The sequence below is a fragment of the Exiguobacterium sp. PHA03 genome, from assembly GCF_041945985.1.
In the GTDB taxonomy this organism is placed as follows: domain Bacteria; phylum Bacillota; class Bacilli; order Exiguobacteriales; family Exiguobacteriaceae; genus Exiguobacterium_A.
The window spans coordinates 1443747-1459794 of the sequence record NZ_JAUTYQ010000001.1; the positions used below are offsets into that span (position 1 = coordinate 1443747).

The 16048-nt window shown below is 49.0% G+C and carries 13 protein-coding genes and 1 pseudogene; 2 read left to right on the plus strand and 12 right to left on the minus strand.

From position 1 onward, the window contains the following. Positions 1-55: 55 nt before the first annotated feature. From Q7C19_RS07715 to Q7C19_RS07765, 11 genes and pseudogenes are all read right to left on the minus strand, one after another. Positions 56-574 (minus strand): adenine phosphoribosyltransferase, encoded by a 519-nt coding sequence (locus tag Q7C19_RS07715; protein ID WP_035406521.1) that lies wholly within the window; start codon positions 572-574, stop codon positions 56-58. Beyond that, positions 553-2862 (minus strand): single-stranded-DNA-specific exonuclease RecJ, encoded by a 2310-nt coding sequence (gene recJ, locus Q7C19_RS07720; RefSeq protein WP_375091922.1) that lies wholly within the window; start codon positions 2860-2862, stop codon positions 553-555. Before recJ ends, Q7C19_RS07715 begins: the two co-directional genes overlap by 22 nt. Before the next feature lie 72 nt (positions 2863-2934). Then, positions 2935-5143 (minus strand): annotated as a pseudogene (secD, locus tag Q7C19_RS07725) (protein translocase subunit SecD). A 156-nt stretch (positions 5144-5299) separates the two neighbouring features. Further along, complete coding sequence (yajC, locus tag Q7C19_RS07730) at positions 5300-5593, minus strand: preprotein translocase subunit YajC (protein ID WP_056062498.1); 294 nt, start codon at positions 5591-5593, stop codon at positions 5300-5302. Between the two features lie 71 nt (positions 5594-5664). Beyond that, positions 5665-6810 carry a tRNA guanosine(34) transglycosylase Tgt gene (tgt, locus tag Q7C19_RS07735; RefSeq protein ID WP_035406513.1) on the minus strand — a complete coding sequence of 382 codons (1146 nt, stop codon included), beginning with the start codon at positions 6808-6810 and terminating at the stop codon, positions 5665-5667. After that, positions 6810-7850: a tRNA preQ1(34) S-adenosylmethionine ribosyltransferase-isomerase QueA gene (gene queA, locus Q7C19_RS07740; RefSeq protein WP_290751785.1), complete on the minus strand. Its 1041-nt coding sequence runs from the start codon at positions 7848-7850 to the stop codon at positions 6810-6812. Before queA ends, tgt begins: the two co-directional genes overlap by 1 nt. Positions 7851-7854: 4 nt before the next feature. Next, positions 7855-8850: a Holliday junction branch migration DNA helicase RuvB gene (gene ruvB / locus Q7C19_RS07745; protein ID WP_035406506.1), complete on the minus strand. Its 996-nt coding sequence runs from the start codon at positions 8848-8850 to the stop codon at positions 7855-7857. Positions 8851-8854: 4 nt separating this feature from the next. Then, positions 8855-9448 (minus strand): Holliday junction branch migration protein RuvA, encoded by a 594-nt coding sequence (ruvA, locus tag Q7C19_RS07750; RefSeq protein WP_023468936.1) that lies wholly within the window; start codon positions 9446-9448, stop codon positions 8855-8857. A gap of 162 nt (positions 9449-9610) precedes the next feature. After that, positions 9611-10708, minus strand: a complete 1098-nt coding sequence (nadA, locus tag Q7C19_RS07755) for a quinolinate synthase NadA (RefSeq protein WP_308101813.1) — start codon at positions 10706-10708, stop codon at positions 9611-9613. Next, a complete protein-coding gene (gene nadC / locus Q7C19_RS07760) occupies positions 10698-11549 on the minus strand; it encodes a carboxylating nicotinate-nucleotide diphosphorylase (RefSeq protein WP_369792025.1) in 852 nt (283 codons plus the stop codon). The genes nadA and nadC overlap by 11 nt, the downstream gene beginning before the upstream one ends. Further along, complete coding sequence (locus Q7C19_RS07765; RefSeq protein ID WP_375091923.1) at positions 11464-12933, minus strand: L-aspartate oxidase; 1470 nt, start codon at positions 12931-12933, stop codon at positions 11464-11466. Before Q7C19_RS07765 ends, nadC begins: the two co-directional genes overlap by 86 nt. A 98-nt stretch (positions 12934-13031) precedes the next feature. On the opposite strand from Q7C19_RS07765, the gene Q7C19_RS07770 reads away from it, so the two are divergent. Beyond that, positions 13032-14114 (plus strand): cysteine desulfurase family protein, encoded by a 1083-nt coding sequence (locus tag Q7C19_RS07770; protein WP_375091924.1) that lies wholly within the window; start codon positions 13032-13034, stop codon positions 14112-14114. Between the two features lie 24 nt (positions 14115-14138). Continuing rightward, positions 14139-14681 carry a transcription repressor NadR gene (locus tag Q7C19_RS07775; RefSeq protein WP_375091925.1) on the plus strand — a complete coding sequence of 181 codons (543 nt, stop codon included), beginning with the start codon at positions 14139-14141 and terminating at the stop codon, positions 14679-14681. Between the two features lie 45 nt (positions 14682-14726). Here the strand turns inward: Q7C19_RS07775 and Q7C19_RS07780 are convergent, their stop codons facing one another. Next, entirely contained in the window at positions 14727-15995 is a 1269-nt protein-coding gene (locus tag Q7C19_RS07780; RefSeq protein ID WP_069201482.1) for a hemolysin family protein, read from the minus strand. Positions 15996-16048: the final 53 nt, after the last annotated feature.

A 16048-nucleotide genomic window follows, 5' to 3' on the forward strand; every position in this document is an offset into this window, starting at 1 on the left:
CAAAATAAAAAGAAATACCCCCTTGGTCATCAAGTACCAAGAGAGTATAGTGTCTTCAGTCTTCGTAGCGAATCAATGAAAGAATGTCATATCCTTCGAGTTTCTCACGTCCGCCAAGACCATCGAGTTCAATTAAGAATCCGATTCCGGCAACTGTTCCGCCTAATTTTTCGATCATTTGGATCGTTGCTTCAATCGTACCACCTGTCGCAAGCAAATCGTCAAGGATGACGACGCGTTGTCCCGGTTGGATTGCATCTTCGTGCATCGTCAAGACGTCTTTTCCGTACTCAAGACCATACTCGACACGGACTGTCTCGCGCGGTAATTTTCCTTCTTTACGAACAGGAACGAATCCGATTTCCATCGCGTAAGCTGCTGGGCAACCAACGACGAATCCACGTGCTTCTGGACCTGCGATGACATCTGCGCCTTTACTACGTGCATACTCAACGAGCGCATCGACCGATTGTTTATACGCCGGTCCGTTTTGCATGAGTGATGTGATGTCCTTGAAACTGATTCCTTCTTTCGGCCAATTCTCGACCTCTTTTATATGCTGTTTGAACTCCATGTCTTTTCCTCCTGCTTCGCCGCTTCTACCAAAGTATCAAAACGCTCTTTCAACTGAGCGAGTGACGAATAAATGTATTGTTGCTCGAGCTCTTGACGCGCTTCATGACGCTGGTACGTCGGTGCTTCCGTCAGATCTCGTTTTGCAGCATTTGGGTTCACACCCGGCAGCCCGTCCTCCATTGTAACAAGAAAATCAAGTTCCGAGAATACCGAATGCATAAAGTTAATCGATCGTTTCGTCCATTTTCGCGATTTTGACAAACGTACGAGACCTATCCGGAGCTCATCCCGTGGACATTTCGCAAAATACTGGAAGTACTGTTTGAAATCCTCACGCGATGGAATCGTCTCGAAATAATAGCCTTCATCCTTAAAGGCACAATAAATCCGCTCTGCCTGTTGCACATATGGATAAAATGCTGCTTCCTCTTCCGGCAGGTCAAGAAAGACGATGTTTTGTCGAATCGGACCATTCAACGAACGTTCAGTGTATTTCTCCTTCATCTCATCGGTAAAGGCGACGAATGTCGTCGTCTCGTGCGGTAAGGCGAATAGATCGCTCAGCGGCCGCTTACCTCCACGGTAATCAAACACTTGAACATCTTCGACAGCGACGTCTTGAATCATCAATTGTGGTTTACGGAAACCATTCCATTCATTGATGTTCAGACTGCCCATCAAGTGAATCTCCGATAAGGTTGAAACTTCATCGACGAGGTCGCCGAAGCCGAAGCCGATTGCATCGAGTTCCTTCCCGTCGTCTGATAGGAGTGCCTTGACATGCGTCAGATCACGACCGATCCGTTTCATATCGCGAATCTTCGCCTGCTCAATGACGATCCGTGGCGCGGGGTTTCCCATCCCGAACGGTGCCAGTCGCTGAATGTCTTCAATTAACTGAATCGAGACATCACTGACATGTAGACGTAGGTCGACATCGATTGTCGCGATGAACGCGTCATCCGGTAACGTGCTCGCTTGTTCATTCAAGCGTTGACGTAACGTCTCAACGTCATCAGAAGATAAAGTCATCCCAGCCGCAGCTGGATGTCCGCCGAAATGCGGTAAGATATCTTCACATTTCGTCAGTTCAGCGAAGAGGTCAAAGGCTGGAATCGATCGCCCAGAACCTTTGGCTGTTCCTTTTTCAGCATCATGACACAGCATGATGACGGGGCGATGGTATTTTTCAACGAGTCGCGAGGCGACGATCCCGACGACACCTGGGTTCCAGTCTGCCGCATCGACGACGAGGACGCGGTCATCCTTGAAGCGTTCCTCGACAAGCGCCGTTGCTTCTTCCGCAATCTGCTTGACGATATCTTGACGTTGCTTATTTTGTTGGTCGAGCTGTTTCGCGAGATGAAGTGCTTCATCTTTACTTTCTGCTAGCAACATCTCGAGCGCTGGCATCGCAGAATCGAGACGACCTGCTGCATTGATCCGTGGACCGAACGCAAATCCGACCGACTCTTCCGTTAGTTCGTCCTCAGTTAAACTGCAGACGTCACGTAACGCAAGGATACCTGGACGTTCACTTGCGTTCAGTGCTTCGATGCCACGAATCGCAAGTAAGCGGTTTTCGCCGACGAGCGGAACAAGATCGGCAATCGTTCCGAGCACGGCAAGATCGAGTAATTCGACTGGTTCACGATCAAGGAGAGCATGCGCGACTTTAAAGGCAACTCCTGCGCCTGCGAGTTTCGAGAACGGATACGCCGGATCGACACCTGGATGGATCAAGGCAAAGGCATCGGGTAACGTTTCTTTTGCTTCGTGATGATCGGTGATGATTAAATCGACCCCGAGTTCCTTCAGGACATCTGCTTCGTGGATACCGGAAATCCCACAGTCGACGGTGATGACGAGACTAAACCCTTCTTCCGCTGCCCAGCGAAATGCTGCTTCATTCGGTCCATAGCCTTCCGTGAATCGGTTTGGGATATAACACTCTGCCATCCCTCCGATTTCAATCAAGGCGTGCCAGAGAATCGCCGCGGAACTCACACCATCGACGTCATAATCACCGTAAATTAAAATCATCTCACCTTCGTTGACGGCACGTTGAATCCGTTCAACGACTTTCGGCATGTCTTTAAAAGCAAATGGATCGTGGAATGCCATTTGATCGGTTTCTAGAAATTCACGGGCTGCTTCACGTGTCGTGAACCCCCGTTGGACAAGTAGTTGTGCGACGTGCGGAGAGATCGAGCCATCCGCCGTCAATTGTTCGATTTGTTCTGGATCAATGACTTTATCAAGCCATGTTTTTTTAGCATGGTACATCTCAAACCCTCCAATCAACTTCCCCATTATAATTGAAAATCCGCATCAGCGATAGCTGATGCGGATACTCTTTTAGGAAGCACGTTTTGTCCGACCAAGTGTGCGACCCTTCATGACGAGCCAGAGCTGAGCAGCGATGAAGATCGAAGAGAACATCCCCATGATCAACCCGACGAGCAACGCAAGACTGAATCCACGGATCGCTTCGCTACCGAAGATGTAGAGCGCTGCTGCCGTCATGATGACCGTCACGACGGTGTTGATCGAACGGACGATTGTTTGTTGAATCGATTCATTGACGATATGCGCCAACTCATCGAACGAAACTTTTCGTCCCCCTTTTTCGGCAAGTCCGAGATTTTCTCGAACCCTGTCGAACGTAACGATCGTATCGTTGACAGAATACCCGATGATCGTCAGGATCGCTGCAATGAAGTACAAGTTGACCTCAATTTGGAACAACGAGAAGAAGGCGACGATCATTAACGCATCATGCAATAATGCAAGCACTGTCGCAATCCCGTATAACGGTTGGAATCGGAACGAGACATAGATGACGATCCCAAGTGACGCGAGTAAGACCGCATAAATCGCGTTACGCGCGATTTCTTGACCAACTTGCGCCGAAACCGTCGAGATACTCGGTTCTTTCTTATATTCCGTTTCAATCGTTTGTTTCATTTTAGAGATTTGATCTTGGCTGAATTCCCCAACGAACGTGACGTTCGCTAGTTTTCCACCTTGAGCAAATTGGATGCCATCGATTTCCGCAGCATCAATGCCTGACTCTTCAATGACAGAGCGGACATCGGCTTCCTTGATTTGATTCTCAGAAGAAATCTCGACGCGTGTACCTTGCGAGAAGTCGATCCCAAGGTTAAGACCGCGGAACGACAGCAAAAGTACCGAAATGATGACGAGGGCAATCGTGATCGCGAAATAGATTTTGCGATGTTTGACGTAATCGAATTTCGTAGGATTAAAGCTCACGGATTTCACTCTCCTTTACACCGAACCATGATTTCTTCTTATCGAACCATCGGCTACTGACAAGGAGTTGCATCAGGTAACGTGAGACAAAGACATTCGTGACGAAAGTGACGGCGATTGAGACCATCAACATGATAGCGAATCCTTTGACCGTGCTTGTACCGAAGTAGTACAAGACACCAGCAGAAATCAATGTCGTTAAGTTGGCATCAAGAATCGTACCGAACGAACGACGGTTTCCGGCTTTAAATGCGGATAAGACGGATTTGCCGCTTCGTAATTCGTCCTTGATCCGCTCTGCAGTGATGATATTCGCATCAACCGCCATACCGACACCAAGAACGAGTGCCGCAATCCCCGGTAATGTAAGGACGGCATTAATCCCGTTAAAGAAAATCATGACGAGATAGATGTAGAACAACAAGGTAATAATCGAAACTAATCCAGAGATCCGGTAGAACACTAGCATGAACAAGAAGACAGCCGCTACACCGATCGCTGACGCGAAAAGTGTCTGATCAAGTGCATCCTGTCCAAAAGCAGCCGAGACCGACGTCGAGTAGATTTCCTCGAGTTTGACCGGCAGTGCTCCTGCGTTAAGGATTGAGGACAATTGTTTACCATACTCGGCATCGATATCGCCACCGGAAATGATTGCCTTATCCGAGTTGATTGGTTGAGTGACCGATGCATCCGAAACGATTTTCGAATTTTTCTTTTGAATCTCTTTTTCGTACGTATCACCCTTTTCGTAATCGAGCCAGATGACAAGGCGGTTCGCCGGAGCTTGCATTTGTGAGACTTTTTGAGTTACTTCATAAAATTTCTGTTTTGACTTCATCGTCAATTCGACGAGTGGTTCATTCGTATTCGGATCATATCCGACTTTTGCTCCTTTAGCTTTTAAGTCTGAGCCGTCAAGCAACAACTTATCGTTGATGTCACGGAATGACAATTGTGCCGTCGAAGATAGGATTTGACGCGCTTCCGTCTGATCCTTGACGCCAGCAAGCTGAACACGAATCCGGTTGTTACCTTCGATCCGAATATCCGGTTCAGAGACACCGAGAACGTTGACACGGTTCTCAATTGCCGTCAATGTGGCACTCATCGCATTTTGGTCGATGACGTCTCCTTCTTTCAGTGGTTGTACTTCATACAAGACTTCGAAGCCACCTTTAAGGTCAAGGCCAAGCTTCGTATCCTTCAGCAACCATGACGATGTCGTACCGATCAGCACGAGCAACGCGATGACGACGATGAAGAATGTGGCAAGTTTCCCTTTCTTGATCATGCTACATTGTCCTTTCTCTAGTTCCCAGTATATTTTCAGACAACTTTGTTCTCCTACCCTAGCTTACAAAAGAAATGGTAATCTTAGCAAACGTTTTTCTCATATATAAACAGAAAAGACGCTCCGGAATCCGGAAAGCGTCTTTTCAATGCCTTATTCGACCGTTTCGTCGCCCATGACAGTTGTTGATTTTTTCGTCACTTCTGCCACAGCACTTCGGTTGAATGTCAATTGTGCGTTTCCTGACTTCAATGTCACCGTCGTGTCGTCAACTTTTTGGACAACCCCGTGAAGACCACCGATCGTTACGATCGAATCGCCGCGTGAAAGTTCAGTTTGCATCTGACGCACTTGCTTCTGGCGTTTGTTCTGTGGACGGATCAACAAGAAATAGAACACCACGAAGATCAAGATCATCGGGAGGAATGCAAGGATATTACTTCCCATTTGTACCAACTCCTTTATCATTCAAATCACGTTCATTATACCGTGAAAGGATTGATTTGTCAGACGATTTGTTAGAAATTCTTTGCGTTCGGTAAATTGTAACCGTATTCTTCGAAAAATTCTTCTTTAAAATCAAGCAGACGATCCTCACGAATCGCTTGGCGAACGCCTTCCATCAACTTGACGAGGAAGTGAAGATTGTGTGTCGAACAAAGATGTAGTCCGAACGTTTCTTGCGCGCGGATCAAGTGATGGATGTACGAACGCGAGTAATTCTTACATGCGTAGCAATCACATTTCTCATCGAGTGGACGGAAATCACGTGCATATTTTGCATTTCGGACGACAAGACGTCCTTGTGATGTCATCAATGTACCATTGCGTGCAATCCGTGTCGGTAAGACACAGTCGAACATATCGATTCCACGAATCGCGCCTTCAATCAATGCATCCGGTGAACCAACGCCCATTAAATAACGTGGTTTATCTTCTGGCATGAGTGGTGTCGTGAATTCGAGTGCTCGGTACATGACATCTTTCGGTTCACCAACCGAGAGACCACCGACCGCATAACCTGGGAAATCAAGCGCTACGAGATCTTTCGCACTTTGGCGACGTAAGTCTTCGTATTCGCCACCCTGGATAATTCCGAACAGTGCTTGGTCTTGCGGACGTTCGTGCGCTGCAAGACAACGTTCTGCCCAGCGGCTTGTTCGTTCGACAGATGCTTTCATGTACTCGTGAGAAGCAGGATATGGGGGGCACTCATCAAACGCCATCATGATGTCTGAACCGAGTGCGTTTTGGATTTCCATTGCTTTTTCCGGTGATAAGAACAGTTTGTCACCGTTTAAATGGTTACGGAAATGAACGCCTTCTTCCGAAATATTCCGGAGATCAGCGAGTGAGAAGACTTGGAAGCCACCTGAATCCGTGAGAATCGCGCCATCCCAGTTCATGAATTTATGCAGACCGCCTGCTTCCTTTATGACATCGTGTCCAGGACGCACCCATAGGTGATACGTGTTCGCGAGGATGATGTTCGCGTTCATATCCTTGATTTGTTCTGGTGCCATCGTCTTGACCGTCGCTTGTGTTCCGACCGGCATGAAGACCGGTGTCTCAAAACTACCGTGCGGCGTATGGACGATTCCTAACCGCGCTCCGGATTGTTTACATGTTTTGATATGTTCGTATGTTACCGCGTGTTTTGTCATTAGTTTCGTTCCTCTCTCGTTAAGAACATCGCATCACCGAAGCTAAAGAAACGATAGCCATTCGCTACAGCTTCTTCGTAGGCATGCAGAATGTGTTCCCGTGTCGATAACGCGGACACGAGCATGATCAATGTTGATTTCGGTAAGTGGAAGTTCGTGATCAATCCATCGATCCCTTTGACTTCCTGACCTGGGAAAATGAAGATGTCTGTCCAACCTGTTGCTTCGATGAAGTCACCGTGATCACGGATGACCGTTTCAAGCGTTCGCGTCGATGTCGTACCAACCGCGATGATCCGTCCGCCTTGTTTCCGTGTTTCGCGTAGCAGTGCCGCTGAACTTTCCGGCAATTCGTAGTACTCACTATGCATCTTGTGACTATCGACGTCGTCGACCGAAACAGGACGGAATGTGCCAAGTCCGACATGTAACGTCAACGGTGCGATCCGGACACCTTTCGCTTGAAGCGCTTCGAGCAATTCCGGTGTGAAGTGAAGACCCGCTGTTGGTGCCGCGGCGCTCCCACGTTCGCGAGCGTAGACCGTCTGGTAACGATCTTGATCTTCTAGTTGTTCATGAATGTACGGCGGCAATGGCATCGTTCCGAGTTGATCGAGCACTTCGTAGAAAATCCCGTCGTAGAAAAACTTCAGAATCCGTCCCCCGTCTTCAAGTGCTTCGACACACTCAGCACGGAGTAATCCGTCACCAAACGACAGAATTGTACCTGGCTTGACTCGTTTTGCTGGTTTTGCTAGCGTTTCCCAAACATCGTCACTCGTCTGCTTCAAGAGCAACAATTCGATTTTTCCACCTGTCTCTTCCTTTACACCAAAGAGACGTGCTGGTAAGACTTTCGTATCGTTGATGACGAGTGTATCGCCTTCCCGGAAGTGGTCGACGATATCATGGAAGTGTTGATGCTGAATCGCACCTGTCTCCCGGTCGAGGACCATCAATTTCGAACTCGTCCGGTCGAGCAATGGCACTTGAGCAATTTGTTCTTCTGGTAAATGAAAATCAAATAAGTTTACATCCATTGGTTCAATTTCCTTCTTTCAGTCCTAAATGTTGGCGGGCGAACGGTGTTAAGACACGTCCGCGCGGGGTACGTTGTAAAAAGCCTTGTTGTAACAGATATGGTTCATACACATCTTCGATCGTCTGCGCATCTTCTCCGATTGTCGCTGCAATCGTCTCAAGACCGACCGGACCACCGGCAAACCGTTCTGCAAGCGATCGTAGTAAACGATGGTCGACATCGTCGAGTCCGAGCGCATCGACATGCAAGCGATCAAGTGCACTTGTCGCAAGCGAGGCATCGATCTCAGTTTGATGAGCAACTTGAGCGAAGTCACGGACACGCCGTAACAACCGGTTCGCGACACGTGGTGTTCCGCGTGAACGAAGGGCGATCGCTTCTGCTGCGAGACGATCCGCTTCGAATCCAAACAGACGTGATGTCCGGGTCACGATGGCAGACAACTCTGACATCGTATAATATTCAAGCTTCAGCGTCACGCCAAAACGATCACGTAGCGGTGCCGACAGCATCCCGGCACGCGTCGTCGCACCGACGAGTGTAAATGGTGGCAAGTCGATCCGAACGCTACGCGCGAGTTCCCCTTGACCGATGACGATATCGAGACAATAGTCTTCCATTGCCGGATATAGAATCTCTTCGATCGATCGACTCAACCGATGAATCTCATCTATGAACAGGACGTCTCCCGGCTCAAGTGATGAGAGAATTGCCGCTAGATCACCTGGTCGTTCGATCGCAGGACCGGCTGTCGTCTTGATGCCGACCCCCATCTCGTTTGCGATGATTGTCGCAAGCGTCGTCTTACCAAGACCTGGAGGACCGTAGAGAAGAACGTGATCGAGTGTTTCCTGACGAATTTTTGCCGCCTCGATGAAGACACTTAAGTTTCCTTTTGCTTTCTCCTGCCCGATATATTGCTCGAGCGTCTGAGGACGCAGACTCCACTCTTCTTGATCTTCCGCATGGGCGGATTCTGACAAAATGCGCTCTTCCATGTCCTCACCTCACATTCAATAACAACTGGAGTGCCCGTTTAACATATTGATCCGTTGACAGGACTTCTGCCTGCAACGCTTTTTTGACTTTTTCGACTTCTCGATCACTGTAACCGAGCGCCGTCAGAGCTTCACAGGCTTCGTTCAGCTCTGCGTTACCTTGTGCGAACAAGCCTTCGCTCGGTACGTAGTCTGGCGCGAGCTCTGCTAACTTTCCTTTTAGGTCGAGTGTCATTTGTTTTGCTGTCTTTTTGCCGACACCTGGGAACTTGACGAGATAACTTTCCTTTTCTTGTTCGATCGCTTCAACAAGCGCATCGACATTCCCTGATGCGACGATTGCAAGCGCTCCTTTTGGTCCGATCCCTGTCACACCGAGCAACTTCGTGAACAAGGCACGCTCACGCCGGGAACGGAATCCGAATAAGACTTCTTGGTCCTCACGGACATAGTGATACGTATATACGATGATCTGTTCGTCTCCGGTCCGATAAAAAAACGGGTTCGGTGCTACGATCTTGTAGCCAATCCCGCCAACTTCTACCGTCACGAATTCCGCACAGACATAAGCGACTTCGCCGCGTACGAATTCTATCAATGTGGAACGCTCCCATCCTTAAACAAACTCTCGTGTTATTGTAGCATACATCTTCGTTTGGCTTCAAAGCGTTCTTCAGCAAAAATCAATACATACGTTCGCTCTCTCAATCAGAAGACAAAAAGCGTGATCGTTTGCACGACCACGCTCTCACTCTCTATTTTACGAACGCTCAAGCATTCGTTCGAGCGCCAATACGGCATGCCGCGTCGTCTCTGCGTCGACTTTAATGATGTTGACCGGCTCACCTGCTTCGACTTGTTCGAGCGCCCAAGCCAAATGCGGCAAGTCAATCCGGTTCATCGTCAGACACGGGCACATGAACGGATTGAGCGACACGATGTCGAGATCCGGATGAGTCGTCGCGAGTCGATTGACGAGGTTCATCTCTGTTCCGATCGCCCACTTCGTTCCAGGAGCAGCCTGTTCGATTTGTTGAATGATGTACGCTGTTGATCCGTTGAGATCTGACGCTGCTACTACTTCATGCGAACATTCCGGGTGAACGAGAATCTTTCGCTCCGGATCCGTCTTGCGGAACTGTTTAATTTGTCCGACTGTGAATTTCTCATGCACCGAGCAATGCCCTTTCCATAAGATGACGCGGACGTCTTGGTCCTCCCCGTCAAAAACGAGTTCGTCGCGAATCGGATCCCAAATCGCCATCTGCTCTAACGGAATTCCGAGCGCATGTGCCGTATTGCGACCGAGATGTTGATCCGGCAGGAAGAATAAGATGTCTCGTTCAGCAAGCGCCCACTCGACCATTTGGACAGCGTTCGATGATGTCACCGTCGCCCCACCGTGACGACCGACGAATGCTTTGATGGCTGCTGTCGAATTGACATACGTCAATGGTAAGATCGAATCTCCGAACCGTTCCGTCAAGATCGTAAAGGCACGCTCCGTTTGTATATCATTCGCCATATCTGCCATCGAACAGCCAGCACGCATGTCAGGCAAAACGACCGTATGTGACGCATCGGTCAGCATATCTGCCGTCTCCGCCATAAAGTGAACACCGCAAAAGACCGTATATTCGGCTTCTGTCATCTGCTTCGCGACTTGTGCAAGCTGGAGCGAATCTCCCGTCGCATCCGCGAACTGGACGACTTCGTCTTTTTGATAGTGGTGGGCAGGTAAGAATAAGCGACTGCCCATCCGTGCTTTGACCCCTTCGATGATCGCAATCAATTCTGCTTCTGATTGCTGTAAGTATGACGCCGGAATCCCTTCGTGACGTAATAGATCAAATGACATCTTTTTTTCCTCCTTCGATTTTCATACTAATATCAAGTGCTGTTACTGAATGCGTCAACGCACCGAGTGAGATGACGTCTGCTCCGCTATCCACGAAGTCTGATAACGTGTCTATCGTAATCCCGCCGGATAGTTCGACCGTGATATGTGGTGGAATCAATTGCCGGAGCTGTTTGATTTCTGCTGGTGTCCGGTTATCGAGCATGATGATGTCGACTTTTGCAGCCACTGCCTCAAGTACTTCCGCTTCCGTCTCAACTTCGACTTCGATTGGTGTCGTATGACCTGCAACTCGTTTTGCTCGCATCACCGCTTCCGTAATCGATCCCGCGACCGTGATGTGGTTATCTTTGATCATGACCGCGTCATCGAGTCGTCCGCGATGACTATAGCCACCACCGACGCGAACGGCGTGTTTTTCTAGCATCCGTAATCCAGGAGTCGTCTTCCGTGTATCCGTGATTCGGATTCGTCCTGCTACTACCTCGACCGCTTGACGTGTCTGCGTCGCAATCCCAGATAAGCGTTGCACAAGGTTCAAAGCGACGCGTTCTCCGCTTAAAATATCCTGTAACGAACCAGACCACTCAGCAAGGAGCGTTCCTCGCGTGACGACCGTCCCTTCCGCTATATGAATCGTCACGTTGACTTGTAACAGATGCGCCATCTCACGAATAATGTCTACTCCACAGAAGACACCGTCTTCCTTTGCTAAAAAACGACCAGTTCCGCGTTCTTGTCCCGTCAGACATCCTTCACTCGTGATATCCCACTGTCCGATGTCCTCGATTAAAAATGCCTCCAGTTGTTGCCGTAACTGCCACTTGTTCAATGTTCTCATCCTCTCCTGTCAACCGACTTCGCGCCCCTTCAAGCAATAGACATGCTGTCACGTAACGTAATCGATTTTCTTCTGCTTCCTGTCCGGATTCTTCTAATGCCCAGCCTTTTAACGCATTCAGACATTCTTGTACCTGCCTAATATCCATTTCGACACCGATGACCTGCGATAGACGGTCTGTTACGGAACGAAGTGTTCCTGGACGTCGTTTGACGCGTTCTAGCTTTAAATCAGGTAATAACTTGAGCTGTTCTGCTACTGCTTTCCCCATGACGACACACTCAAGAAGCGAGTTCGACGCCAGACGATTTCGACCGTGCAGTCCGATCGATGCTGTCTCGCCGACCGCGTAAAGTCCTTCGACATTCGTCTGCCCTGTCAGATCCGTCTCGATTCCACCCATTAAGAAATGAATGCCTGGTGCGATTTCAACGAGATCTGGATTCATGTTCAGTTTTTCACATTTTTCGACAAACGTTGGAAACCGTTTTGTTCGATCAACGACTTTTGACGTGTCGAGATAGACCGGTTCGTGTTTTCGCACCTCATGGATTCGTTTTGCGACTTCATCGCGCGCCGCTAAATCTTGCATCGGATGATCTGCCATGATCCGGTCCCCGCTTTTCGTCACAAGAATGGCTCCTGCTCCGCGTAGTGCTTCCGTAATCAAACCTTCTGAGCGACCTGCATGAACAAGTACCGTCGGATGGTGCTGGATATAGCCGAGATCACGAATCGTCGCTCCCGCTTCAAAAGCTAGTGCAATCCCATTTCCTTGAATCGATGGATCATTTGTCGACGACGCGAATATTCCACCAACTCCACCAGTAGCGAGAATCGTTGCTCGCGCCACAATCTCGATCGGTTCTCCATGGCTATATCCAACTGCACCTACAACCTGTCCATTTACTTGAATCAATTCCGTGATACACGTCTGCTCAAGAATCGGAAAAGGCACTCGCGGCATTAACGTCTCCATGATTCGTTTGCCAGTCTCGTCCCCGCCAGAGTGATAAATCCGCGGCAAACGGTGCGCACCTTCTCGACCGAGCAAGAACTCTCCCTCGGATTGATCAAACAGGACACCTTGTCGTAACAAGAATTCCATTGCCTCGGCTCCTGATCGGGTCACATAATCAACAGCGGACGGATTGATGCGCCCTTTTGCCGCCTGACACGTATCTTCAAAATGACCACGATGATCAACTTCCGCATAAGCAGAAGCAATCCCACCTTGTGCTCGGACAGAGTTGGTCTCAAATCGCGTGCCTTTTGTGACAAGCAACGCTTCAGTTCCAGGCGGAAGATGCAAGGCGACCGAAATCGCAGCAAGCCCTGTTCCGATGATCAATACATCCGTCTCAAGCCTTTTATGTAAAGACATATGTTTTACACCTCTATATCTAAATGTTTACTATTGACTTGACAATAAGTTTGGCATACTTTTAGCTGAGTGACAAGACGAAAGGACAGGATTTTTTCATGATCTATCTCGATTACGCAGCTACTACTCCGCTGCATCCACAAGCACTCGACCATTATCAACAAGCCGCTCAATCGTTCTACGGCAACAGTTCTTCTCTTCATGACATCGGTGGGGATGCAGAACGCCTGCTTCAACGAGCACGACAGTACCTGATGCAACAATTAGCTCAAAAAGAAGGATCTATCATCTTTACAGGAAGCGGTTCAGAAGCAAATTACATCGCTTTGACACACTTGATACGACAGAGTAACAAATCAGTTGTCTTGACACTTCGATGTGAACACGACTCGGTCTTGCTTCCACTTGCGCGTTGGGCACAAGAAACACGTCATCTTTCTCTACTGCCGGACGGAACGTTCGACTGGGATCGATTCGTTACGGCTTGTACGGACGAGGTTGGTGTCGTCTCGATTCAACACGTCAATTCGGATACCGGTTTTCGGTTCCCAGTCGAACGAATTGCAGTATATTGTCAATCGCGCGGGATTCTGTTTCATTGCGATGGGGTTCAAGGATTTTTAAAAGATGATATTACCATCGACTCCTTTGACGCTTACACGATGAGTAGCCATAAAGTCTACGGTCCTAAAGGGTTAGGTGCCCTGTATTTGCGACGACCGCTCTTTAGTCCCTACTACGAAGGACATCATGAGTTCGGGATTCGCCCAGGCACAGTCGATGTTCCGGGAATTGCCGCCTTCATCGCTGCCTGTGAGGCGTCGCGCTTAGAAAATCCAGGAATCCAGGCATCCAGTCAGGTATTTCGTGGTATGCTAAAAAAAACATTGTCTTCGTCTCGTTATCTGATCGTTGAATCTCCAACGCAACTGGCTTCGATCTGTGCCATCCATACGAAACAACGGGACGGTCAACACGCGTTGCTCGCCTTGAATCGTGCTGGAATCGCCGTTTCCGCCGGTAGTGCCTGTCGGGCTGGAGAAAATGGTCCGAATGCGACATTACGCGCCATCGGCTTTGATGAATCGGCGGCTCATGGATTGATCCGACTCAGTTTTGGAAGACACACGACGAACGAAGAAATCGAACAGTGCATTGATGTGTTGAACACGATCTCATGACACTGGAGAAAGGTAGGAGACATCATGGTGAAACGCATCTCCGGAGAAGAACGCCGGAAATCATTACTTCGTATGATTGAGGAAAGTGAACAACCTGTTACGGGAACAGCACTGGCGAAACAAGCAGGCGTCAGCCGCCAAGTGATCGTGCAGGATTTATCATTGTTAAAAGCAAAAGGATATCCCGTCATCGCGACAGCTCGTGGGTATTTGATCAATGACCCTGAAATCGACGGTTCGAAATTACGCCGCAAGATCGTCTGTCGCCACGGCATCGAGCAATTAAAGGATGAATGTGATGCCATCGTTGACGAAGGCGTCGTCATCCGGGATGTCATCATCGAGCATCCTGTCTACGGCTTCATTACAGGTGAGTTGATGCTAAAAAGCCGCCGAGATGTCCGTGTACTGCTTGAACAGCTAGAGGAGACACAAGCTACTCCACTGTCGAGCTTGACCGACGGAGTCCATATCCATACGCTTGAAGCGGATCATGAAGACGCACTAGAAGCAGCTATCGCAAAACTTGACCATCTTGGAATCCTCGTCTCGGAACTCGATGTCTGAACATCAAAAAACCGCCTATTCCTAAGGAATGAGCGGTTTTTATTGTTACATCGATTCAAGCGGTAGCTCTGGCATCATAGCGGGAGGATCAAACGTCGCTAAGACTTTCCGGACGCGGCGGTTTTCGATATGCAAGACCGTCAACGTGACACGTTCATAACGCATCGCCGTTCCGACGTCCGGCAATTGACCGCTCTCCTCCATGATCCATCCCCCAAGTGACTGGGCATCCGTGTCCGGCATCGTCAATTGAAATTGCTGACAGAAGTCTTCAATGTCATACTCCGCTAGACATTCAAATTGTTCTGGACCAATCCGTTTCGTATATTCCAATGATTCATCGTGTTCATCCCAAATCTCCCCGACAATTTCTTCTAAAATATCCTCAAGGGTGATCAGACCTGCCGTCCCTCCGAACTCATCGAGCACGACTGCCATATGGGACTGCTTGACTTTGAGTTCCGGCAATAAATCCATCAATCGTGTCTGTGGTACGACGAACGATACCGGTCGAATCCATTCCCGGATATCGACGGAACCATTTTTCACGTATGCACGCAGAAAGTCCCGTTCGGATAAGACACCGATGACATGATCAATTGAGTCCTTATAGACCGGTAGACGAGAATAGCCGCCTTTTTGCACTTCTGCAAGGATGTCTTCGAGCCGCGCATCGATATCGATCGCTTGAATATCCATGCGTGGCGTCAAAGCATTCTCTACCGTTGCATGTTGAAAATCAACCGCCTGGTGGACAAGTTCAGCTTCAGCGATTCCCATGATTCCCTCTTCCTGACTGATATCGACGAGTGCCTTGAGTTCCTGTTCGGTCACGAGTGGCCCTTTCGGATCGGCTCCAATCAATCGAAGCGCAAACTGGCGTAAGCGGAGTAACAGGAAAACGAGCGGTCGAAAGCACAGTAAGAAGAAGCGCAGTGGACGTCCGATCAATAACACGTAACGTTCCGTATGCTCACGGGCATACGATTTCGGAATCAATTCTCCAAACAACAGCAACAGAAAGAACAGCCCAAGAAAGGCAATGGTCTGCGTTGCGATCGTCTCGGCGAACTGGATGATCCACCAGCCGCCAAACAAGATGAAGCCGACATTGACGAGCGTATTCCCGATCAAAATCGACGTCAATGTCTCCTCATAACGTTGAAGCAACCGAAACACACGGGACGCACGCGCGTCCCCTGCTTCAGACTGGTGCAACAACCGCAACCGATTGACACTCGCTAGTGCTGTCTCGGCTGAGGAAAAGAACGCGGATAAGATGAGAATCGGAATTAACCAAACGAATGAAATCATGGGCAATGGGTCCACGATGCTTTCACACTCCGTTTCTTAATGGAATGAACCGC

Excerpts from the sequence above, each read along its gene's own strand:
- Q7C19_RS07715 (WP_035406521.1), bottom strand. The coding sequence starts at position 574 with ATGGAGTTCAAACAGCATATAAAAGAGGTCGAGAATTGGCCGAAAGAA.
- recJ (WP_375091922.1), bottom strand. The coding sequence starts at position 2,862 with ATGTACCATGCTAAAAAAACATGGCTTGATAAAGTCATTGATCCAGAA.
- yajC (WP_056062498.1), bottom strand. The coding sequence starts at position 5,593 with ATGGGAAGTAATATCCTTGCATTCCTCCCGATGATCTTGATCTTCGTG.
- tgt (WP_035406513.1), bottom strand. The coding sequence starts at position 6,810 with ATGACAAAACACGCGGTAACATACGAACATATCAAAACATGTAAACAA.
- queA (WP_290751785.1), bottom strand. The coding sequence starts at position 7,850 with ATGGATGTAAACTTATTTGATTTTCATTTACCAGAAGAACAAATTGCT.
- ruvB (WP_035406506.1), bottom strand. The coding sequence starts at position 8,850 with ATGGAAGAGCGCATTTTGTCAGAATCCGCCCATGCGGAAGATCAAGAA.
- nadA (WP_308101813.1), bottom strand. The coding sequence starts at position 10,708 with ATGTCATTTGATCTATTACGTCACGAAGGGATTCCGGCGTCATACTTA.
- nadC (WP_369792025.1), bottom strand. The coding sequence starts at position 11,549 with ATGAGAACATTGAACAAGTGGCAGTTACGGCAACAACTGGAGGCATTT.
- Q7C19_RS07765 (WP_375091923.1), bottom strand. The coding sequence starts at position 12,933 with ATGTCTTTACATAAAAGGCTTGAGACGGATGTATTGATCATCGGAACA.
- Q7C19_RS07770 (WP_375091924.1), top strand. The coding sequence starts at position 13,032 with ATGATCTATCTCGATTACGCAGCTACTACTCCGCTGCATCCACAAGCA.
- Q7C19_RS07775 (WP_375091925.1), top strand. The coding sequence starts at position 14,139 with ATGGTGAAACGCATCTCCGGAGAAGAACGCCGGAAATCATTACTTCGT.
- Q7C19_RS07780 (WP_069201482.1), bottom strand. The coding sequence starts at position 15,995 with ATGATTTCATTCGTTTGGTTAATTCCGATTCTCATCTTATCCGCGTTC.